The sequence below is a fragment of the Mesorhizobium sp. P3_A9 genome, assembly GCF_056402975.1.
The window spans coordinates 1-8253 of record NZ_JBFUGJ010000270.1 but is presented as its reverse complement, the minus strand read 5'-3'; the positions used below and the strand labels follow the sequence as shown (position 1 = coordinate 8253).

Here is an 8253-nt window from a genome sequence, read left to right as displayed (position 1 = left end):
GGTGCTAGCGGCCGACCACATCTACATCGTCGAGCGCAAGCCGGCCTGACGAAGTCCGCGCTATGCACCGGTGGCGCGCTTGGTGATGCGCTCCAGGCCGAGCAGYAGGACCAGCGTTGCCGCCACCAGGATCATGGTGAGCGCTGCTCCGGCAAAGATGTCGCCGCGATCGGTGAGGCTGAAGATCGACACCGGCAGCGTCACCCAGCCTGGCGGATAGACCATGACGGTGGCGCCGAGTTCGCCCATCGACAGCGCGAAGCTCAAGCCGAATGCGGCGACCAGATAGGGCGCCAGCAGCGGCAGCGTGACGTGCCACAGCCGGTAGGCCGGCCGCGCGCCGAGGCTTGAGGCCACCTGTTCGAAGTCGGGGGAAAGCCGCGCGAGGCCGGCCGAGACATTGCCGAAGGTGAAGGCCGAGATCAGCACGAAATGCGCGATCATGACGATCGCCACCGTGCCGTTGAGCAGCAGCGGCGGATGGCTGAACGCGACCAGCAAGCCAAGGCCGACGGAGACCGAAGGCACCGCGCTTGGGATAAAGAACAGCAGGCCGAGCAGCCGCTTCAAGGAAGGCCCTTGGAGGCGAAGCGACAGGGCTGCCCAGGTGCCGCTGACCAGCGCCAGTGCGCTGGCCAGGAAGCCGGTGATCAGGCTGGCCTTGACCGAATTCCACGCCGACCCCCTGATGACATCGGTGTAGTGCTCCGTCGTCAGGCCATTGGGCAGCACCCCGTTCCACTGGTCGGCAAGGCTGGACAGGAGAATGACCGCCAGCGGTGCCAAAAAGAGCACGCCGAAGATCAGCGCGAAAAGCACCCACAAAACGATGCGACCGGGGCGCGACCAGACCAGCATGGCTAGACTCCCAACCGGCCGGCTGCGAAGCGGTAGAGGCCGAACAGGCCGAGCGACAGCGCGATGTTGACCACGGCGATGATGCAGGCGACCTGATAGGCCGATTCCTGGATCGCCTTGCCGTAGATCAGCAGCGGCAGCGTGATGACGCCCTTGGCGCCGATGAACAGCACGATGCCGAATTCATTGACGGTCAACAGCAGGCACAGGCTGCCGCCGGCGATGAGCGCGGGAACTGCCGCCGGCAGGATTACCTGGCGAACGATGCGGAACGGGCGTGCGCCAAGCACGCTCGCCGCTTCGATCTGGCCACGATCTACGAGTGAAAAGGCGGCGAGCAGCGGCCGCAGGATGAAGGGCGTGTAGACAGTGACCTCGGCCAGCACCACGCCCCAGGTCGAATAGAGGAAATCGACCGGTGGCAGCGGCAGGGAGAAGGTCTCCATCAGCCCGGCGTTGAGCATGCCGGCGGAGCCGTAGAGGAAGGTGAAGGCGAGCGTCACCAGGAAGGTCGGCAGCGCGATGAACGTGTCAATCAGCCGGGCGATGAAGCCCGAGCCGGGGAACGGCACGAAGGCGAGGATCAGCGCCAGCACGAGGCCGACGATCAGGCATCCGGCCGTCGCCGTCACAGAGATCGTCACCGTGTTGATCAGCGCGTTGAGGAAGAAGCGCGAATGCAGCACGCGAAAAATCTCGGCGGCATTGGCGACACCGCTGTCGTCGAGGAAGGCCTGCCGGGCGATCAGCGCCAGCGGATAGAAGAACAGCAGCGCCAGCAGGGCGGCCGGCGGCACGATCCAGAATTTGCCGGGTTCCCTGCGGATCGCCGGCGCACGAAAAGCGATCGCGTCAGACACCGGCGTCTTCCGGAAGCAGCGAGGTGTCGGCGGGCGCGAAGAACAGCGGCACTTTGGCGCCGGGTTCTGGCAGCGCAATCGGCAGCTTGGTTGCAGAAACGCGCACCGGTGTGCCGTCGACATCGAGCACGAGATGGGTGAGTTCGCCCTGCCAGTGCACTTCCCTCAGCGTGCCGACGATGCGGTTGCTGTGCTCGCTGTCGGCCGTCAGGCTGAGATGCTGCGGCCTTATGCAGAGCAGGCTCTTGTCGCCGGCCTTCTCGTCACGCCCAGCGCCTGTCAGCACTACGTCGCCATGCCTTGCCGTGGCAAAACCCTTCGCACCAACGCCCTCGGCAACGGTCACCGGCAAGAGGTTGGCGCGGCCGAGGAACTCGGCGGTAAACCGGTTCGGCGGGCGGCGGTAGAGTTCCGTCGTCGGCCCGTGCGAACAGACCCGGCCGTCGCGCATGATGGCGATCTTGTCGGCAAGCGTCAGCGCCTCGGTCTGGTCGTGGGTGACATAGAGGATGGTAAGGCCCGGCAAGCTGCGGTGCAGGCGAGCGATCTCCTCGACCATGTTGCGGCGGATCTGCGCGTCGAGTGCCGACAGCGGCTCGTCGAGCAGCAGCACGCGCGGCCGCACGGCCAGAGCGCGGGCAATCGCGACACGTTGCTGCTGGCCGCCCGAAAGTTCGCGGGGATAACGCCGGGCGAAAGTCGCCATGCCGACCGTGGCGAGCGCATCTTTCACCCGTTCGCCGATCAGCGCCTTGTCGGCGCCTTGTGCCCTAAGGCCGAAGGCAACATTGTCCTCGACCCGCATATGCGGAAACAGCGCGTAGTTCTGCACCACCATGCCGAGACCGCGCTCGTAAGGCGGAAGATCAGTGACATCGGTGGCGCCGATGCGGATGCGACCGCTTGCCGGCCGCACGAAGCCGGCAACAGCGCGCAAGGCGGTGGTCTTGCCGGAGCCGGACGGGCCGATCATCGCCAGGATTTCGCCCGGCGCGATATCCAGGGTCAGTGGATGCAGGACGACATGCGCGCCATAGGCGACGCTGACCTTGTCGAAGTGGACATTGGAACCGGCGCCGCGAACTTTCGCGGCGTCGATGTCCATGACACTGGTACCAGTAAAGGCGACAGCCGACATGGCGAAGCTCTCCGGATGGTTTCCTTTGGAGGTCAACTTCCGGTCGCTTCGTTCCACTTCTTGACGTAGTCGGGCAGCTTGCTCAGCGCCTCGTCCCAATTCGGCGACCAGATGGTAACGCCCTTCATCGCTTCCTGCGCCTTGGCGAAGTTGGCGTCATCGGGCTTGACGTCCTTGCGGGCGGGCATGCCGAGCGCCACCGAGCTTATGGTCGACTGGGCTTCCTTGGCGAGCAGGAAGTCGATCAGCTTCTTGCCGTTGTCGGCATTGGGCGCACCGGTGACAAGGCCGATTTCGTAAGGCAGCGCGAAGGTGGAGCGCACGCCGTCGGGACCGGCCGGCCAGAACACCTTGATGTTCGGGTTGTCGGCCATTTGCGACATGTTCATCTGCAGGTCGCCATTGGCGACATGCAGTTCGCCCTTGTTGACCAGCGCGGTCAGCTTGCCGGTCGAAGCGGACGGGCCAACATTGTTGTCCTGCAGCTTCTTCATGAATGCGAAGCCGGCGTCCTCGCCACCGAAAGCATGGATGACCTGCAGCATGACGGCGGTGCCGTCACCGGCCTGGCCGGGGGTCGAATACTGGATCTTGCCCTTGAACTTGGGATCGAGCAGGTCGTTGTAGCTCTTCGGCGCTTCCGAGAGCACGGCGCTGTTGTAGATGAAGTTCATGTAGTTGTTGACGACAGGCCGGTACTTGTCAGCGCCGCCGTCGATCTGGTCGGCGCCTGCCGGCTTGTAGTCCTGCAGCAGGCCGTCAGCGGCTGCGCGCTGGACGAAGGGCGGCAAGGTCACCAGCACGTCGGCCTGGGGGTTCGATTTTTCCTTGGCGACACGCTCGACGACACCGCCGGAGCCGGCCTCGATATACTGTACGGTGATGCCGGTGGCCTTGGTGAAGGCGGCGAATTCGGTCTCGTACCAGCTGCCATTGCCGTCATGCAGGCCGTCGGCGGAATAGATGGTGACGACGCCGTCGGCGAGTGCCGGTGCGACGAGAGCCGACGACGCCAGCAGCGACGCGGCGAAGGTCATGGCGATGGTTGCGTTTCGCGATTTCATGGATCAGTTCCCCTGTGATTGTTGGCACATTCTGCGATGCACTAGGACCGATCGGCTTCGTGTCTCTGGCGGACGTTGAGCCGATTGGATGTCGTCGTTGTGACAACTTTGGGGATCGGCGATCGATAAGTAAAATCTATTTATTTTATGACAGACAAGCTTCTACTGATACTTGTCATAGAACTGTCGCATCCCTGTCGCGGGCCGCGATCGTGGCTACGCGGAAAGCGCCTATCCCTTTGAAAGATATATTTTATCAGCTGAACAGAACGCCTGACGTCTGCGCCCGCAAACGCGGGTCATGCGAGCGGATGGTCACCGACCGGCCGTCGAGGATCTCGAAACAACGCGCGAGCGTGTCGTCCTCGAGCCGGCGCATCGCTTCGTGCGTGAAGAAAGTGAGATGCGGAAACAGGATCACGTTGTCGCGATCGAAAAGCGCACGCATCGGATGGGCCGACCTGGAGAGCGGCTCCACCGAATAGACGTCGAGCCCGACGCCGCCGATGCGCCCGGCAATGATCGCCTCGACAAGGGCCGCCTCATCGATGAGTGCGCCGCGTGAGACGTTGACGATGATGGCGGAAGGCTTCAGGCAGGCGAGTTCCGCCTTGCCGATCAGGCCGCGCGTCCTGTCGTTCAGCACGCAATGGATCGAGACAAAATCGCAGACGCGCAGCATGGCTTGCAGGTCGTCGACCTTGTCGATGCCGGCGGCGTGCATGGTCGCGGCATCGACACCGGGATCGAAGCCGAGAACCCGGGCATGAAATCCCTGGCCGGCCATGCGTGCCATGCTGCGGCCGATCTTGCCGCAGCCGACGAGGCCAAGCGTGGCGCCGGAAATGTCGCGCCCGAGCCAGCGCTGCTCCGGCCAGACCCAGCCATCACGCGACACCGCCGCCGTTATCGCCGGCAGCCGCTTGGCCAGCGCGATCATCAGGGCGAAGGCGCCTTCGGCGACGGTTTCCTCGGCATATTCGGGCACATTGACGACAGGAATGCCGCGCCGCATCGCGGCGGGGATGTCGATGGCGTCGACGCCGACGCCATATTTGACGATGCCCTTCAATTTCCGCGCGGCGCCGATCACCCGCGCGGTAATCGGCGTGTAGCACATCAGCAGAAGATYGGCGTCGGCGACGGCCTCGATGAGATCGTCTTCGGGAATGCCGTCAGGCAGCGTTGCCAACTCGACGCCCCTCGCCCGCAGACCGGCATCGATGCCAGGGCATTCGAGCTCCTGATCGGTGCGCACAGCCTTCACGATCAGGCCGCCAGCACGGCGGCCTCGACAATGTCGAGCGCACGGTCGAGATCATTCTTCGAAATCACCAGTGGCGGTGACAGCGTCAGCACATTGCCCTGGCTGACTTTGAAACTCAGGCCCTGCTCCAGGCAGGCGTAAAAGACGCGCTCGACGAGCTCACGGGCGGGCTGCCGCGTGGCGCGATCCTCGACCAGTTCGACGCCGACCATCAGCCCCCTGCCCCTGACGTCACCGACATGGGGCGAGCGCGCCATCAGGTCTTGCATGCGTCCCAGCATATGTTGGCCAAGCTCGGCCGCACGCTCGACCAGCCCTTCCTCCAGGATGATGTCGATGGTGGTCAGCGCCGCGCGCGTCGTCACCGGGTTCTTCTCATGGGTGTAGTGACCAATGGCAAAGCCGCCGGTGACGTCGAGGTCGCGGCGGGCGATCACAGCGGCGATGGGCAAGATGCCGCCGCCGAGTGACTTGCCGAGAACGACGATGTCTGGTGTCACGCCATCATGCTCATGGGCGAAGAATTTTCCGGTCTTGCCGAGGCCGGTCGGGATCTCATCGAAGATCAGCAGCGTGCCGTGCCGATCACAGGCCTCGCGCACGCGCTTCCAGAAGCCGGGCGGCGGCGGGTTGGGCGTCGCCCGCATCGGCTCGGCGATAACAGCTGCGACATCCTGCTCGCGGCTGAGCACATAGGCAATCATGTTGGCGCAGGCGATCCCGGATGCTTCCAAGGAATCGTGGCCATAGGGGCAGCGGTAACCGTCCCAGGGCGCGACGTGCTCGGTGCCGGTCATCATCGGCCCGGCTATGTGCGAGCGGAAGGTTGCTTCGCCGCCAACGCTCGCGGCACCGAAACCGGCGCCATGGAACGCATCCCAGAACGAAACCGTCTTGAAACGGCCGGTCGCGGCGCGCGCGATCTTCAGCGCCACCTCGATGGCGTCCGAGCCGCCGGTGGTGAACAGCACCTTGCCGAGATCGCCGGGCGCAAGGGCTGCCAGCTTTTCGGCCAGCTCGACGGCGGGTTCACAAGTGAAGCGGCGTGGTGCGAAGCAGAGATCGTCGAGCTGCTTCTTGATCGCCGCCACCAATCTCGGATGGCCATAGCCAAGGTGATGCACGCTGTTGCCGTGGAAATCCATGAAGCGGCGGCCGGCGGTGTCCTCGATCCAGATGCCTTCCGCCTTGGCGATCGTCGACAGGCAGGGGCTGGACAGGCTCTGGTGCATGAAGGCGGCGGCGTCGCGGTCGAGCAGGCCGCGAATGCGGGGATCGTCCTGGCCGACATCCCAGCGGCCGCGTGCGGCTGTGGTGTTGGAATCGCCCTCGGTATGCACAAGCTCAGTTATCGCGGCCATCACCGTCTCCGAAACACGAATGAGGGAGCGTCAAAACGCCCCCTCGGTTGGTCTGCCAGTTGGTTTGACCCGGTCAGGACCAGGGCAGCGAAAATGTCTTCACATTGGTGTAGCTCTTCATCGCTTCGATGACGCCTTCCTTGTAGCCATTGCCGCTGTCCTTGATGCCGCCGAAGGGCGACATCTCGATGCGGTAGCCCGGCACTTCCCAGATGTTGACGGTGCCGACTTGCAGGCCGGCAATGTATTTCTGCATGCGCGGAAAGGAGTTGGTGCAGACGCCCGACGACAGGCCGAAAGCGGTGGAGTTGGACAGTGCTATGAGTGCGTCGTCATCGTCCGGCGCGTGCACGATCGGGATGATCGGCCCAAAGGTTTCTTCCATCACCAGCTCGGATGTGTGCGGCACGCGATCGACGACGATCGGCGGCAACAGCGCGCCTTGGCGGCCCGGATTGTAGAGGATGTCGGCGCCTTGCTCGGCGGCCATATGAACACGGGCCTCGAACAGGGCTGCCGCCTTCTCGTGCACCACGGTGCCGAGGTCGGTCGAGCGGTCCATCGGATCGCCGAAGCGGATCTTCTTCGCCCGCTCCAGCACCATCGGCACGAAGCGGTCGGCGACGCTTTCCTGGACGAGGATGCGCTTGACCGCCGTGCAGCGCTGGCCGGAGTTTTTCGTCGCTCCGGCCACCGCCAGGTCCGCCGCCTTTGCCAGATCCTCGTCCGACAAATCGTTGAGGATGATCAGCGGATCGTTGCCGCCAAGTTCCAACACCTGACGCTTGTAGCCGGCGGTGCGGGCGATCATCTTGCCGACCGGCACGCCGCCGGTGAAGGTGATCAGGTCGATATTCTCGTTGGTTATCATCTCGTTGCCGATGTCGACCGGCCAGCCGGTTACCACCGACAGCATTTCCGGCGGCAGGCCGGCTTCGTAGAGAATGTCGGCCAAAAGCAGCGCCGTCATCGGCGTCAGCTCGGTCGGCTTGACCACCACGCAATTGTTGGTGGCGATCGCCGGCGCCACCTTGTGCGAGACCATGTTGAGCGGATGGTTGAACGGCGTGATCGCCGAGATCGCCTTCAGAGGCTCGCGGGTGGTAAAAATCTTGCGCGCCTTGCCGTGCGGGGTGAGATCGCAGGAGAAGATCTGGCCGTCGTCCTGGATGCACATCTGCGCCGACAGCGTGAACACGTCATAGGCGCGGCCGACTTCGTAGAGCGAGTCGGCCTTGGAGATGCCGAGTTCCAACGTGATGAGATCGGAGATTTCCTCGCGGCGCGACGCCAGCGCTTCAGCCGTGCGAAACAGGATCTGCTGGCGCTCGTAGCGCGTCAGCTTCGACTTGTAGCCGGCGGCGATCTCGAAGGCTTGGCGCGCATGCTCAGCGCGGCCGGCCGGAACGGTGCCGATAACAGTGTCGTTCCAGGGATAGCGCACCTCGACGACGCCATCGGCATCGACTTTCCTGCCGGCAATGCGCATCGGCTCGTGGCGAACTTTGATGGCAGGGTCAAGCTTGGTCATGGGTTCTGCTCCAGCAGATTCTTTGGTACGTCGCGGCGGGAGATCGACCCCCACTCCGGCCCTTTCGGGCCACCTCTCCCCCGATCGACGGGGGAGAGGAAATCAGGCGAGGTCGGCGCTCCCAAGCTTGCGGGCAAAGCCGCTTCTAGCCCTGGCGCCCTTCCTCTCCCCCGT

The 8253-nt window shown here is 64.1% G+C and carries 7 protein-coding genes; all 7 read right to left on the bottom strand.

All coding sequences use genetic code 11. From position 1 onward, the window contains the following. Positions 1–60: 60 nt before the first annotated feature. The 7 genes from AC1DX0_RS26620 to phnY all read right to left on the bottom strand — a co-directional run bounded on the left by AC1DX0_RS26620 (position 61) and on the right by phnY (position 8079). Positions 61–858 carry an ABC transporter permease subunit gene (locus AC1DX0_RS26620; RefSeq protein WP_477220931.1) on the bottom strand — a complete coding sequence of 266 codons (798 nt, stop codon included), beginning with the start codon at positions 856–858 and terminating at the stop codon, positions 61–63. A gap of 2 nt (positions 859–860) precedes the next feature. Further along, on the bottom strand, positions 861–1718 hold the full coding sequence (locus AC1DX0_RS26615) for a 2-aminoethylphosphonate ABC transporter permease subunit (RefSeq protein ID WP_477220930.1): 858 nt from the start codon (positions 1716–1718) through the stop codon (positions 861–863). Continuing rightward, positions 1711–2856 (bottom strand): ABC transporter ATP-binding protein, encoded by a 1146-nt coding sequence (locus tag AC1DX0_RS26610; protein WP_477220929.1) that lies wholly within the window; start codon positions 2854–2856, stop codon positions 1711–1713. The genes AC1DX0_RS26615 and AC1DX0_RS26610 overlap by 8 nt, the downstream gene beginning before the upstream one ends. Positions 2857–2888: 32 nt before the next feature. Beyond that, positions 2889–3920 (bottom strand): 2-aminoethylphosphonate ABC transporter substrate-binding protein, encoded by a 1032-nt coding sequence (locus tag AC1DX0_RS26605; protein ID WP_477220928.1) that lies wholly within the window; start codon positions 3918–3920, stop codon positions 2889–2891. Positions 3921–4176: 256 nt separating this feature from the next. Then, positions 4177–5187, bottom strand: coding sequence for an NAD(P)-dependent oxidoreductase (locus AC1DX0_RS26600; RefSeq protein WP_477357413.1), 1011 nt, complete (start codon positions 5185–5187; stop codon positions 4177–4179). Between the two features lie 2 nt (positions 5188–5189). Beyond that, a complete protein-coding gene (pbfA, locus tag AC1DX0_RS26595) occupies positions 5190–6548 on the bottom strand; it encodes a (R)-1-hydroxy-2-aminoethylphosphonate ammonia-lyase (protein ID WP_477220926.1) in 1359 nt (452 codons plus the stop codon). A 73-nt stretch (positions 6549–6621) separates the two neighbouring features. Beyond that, positions 6622–8079 carry a phosphonoacetaldehyde dehydrogenase gene (gene phnY, locus AC1DX0_RS26590; RefSeq protein ID WP_477220925.1) on the bottom strand — a complete coding sequence of 486 codons (1458 nt, stop codon included), beginning with the start codon at positions 8077–8079 and terminating at the stop codon, positions 6622–6624. Positions 8080–8253: the final 174 nt, after the last annotated feature.

Coding starts and splice junctions, on each gene's coding strand:
- AC1DX0_RS26610 (WP_477220929.1), bottom strand. CDS start 2,856: ATGTCGGCTGTCGCCTTTACTGGTACCAGTGTCATGGACATCGACGCC.
- AC1DX0_RS26605 (WP_477220928.1), bottom strand. CDS start 3,920: ATGAAATCGCGAAACGCAACCATCGCCATGACCTTCGCCGCGTCGCTG.
- pbfA (WP_477220926.1), bottom strand. CDS start 6,548: ATGGCCGCGATAACTGAGCTTGTGCATACCGAGGGCGATTCCAACACC.
- phnY (WP_477220925.1), bottom strand. CDS start 8,079: ATGACCAAGCTTGACCCTGCCATCAAAGTTCGCCACGAGCCGATGCGC.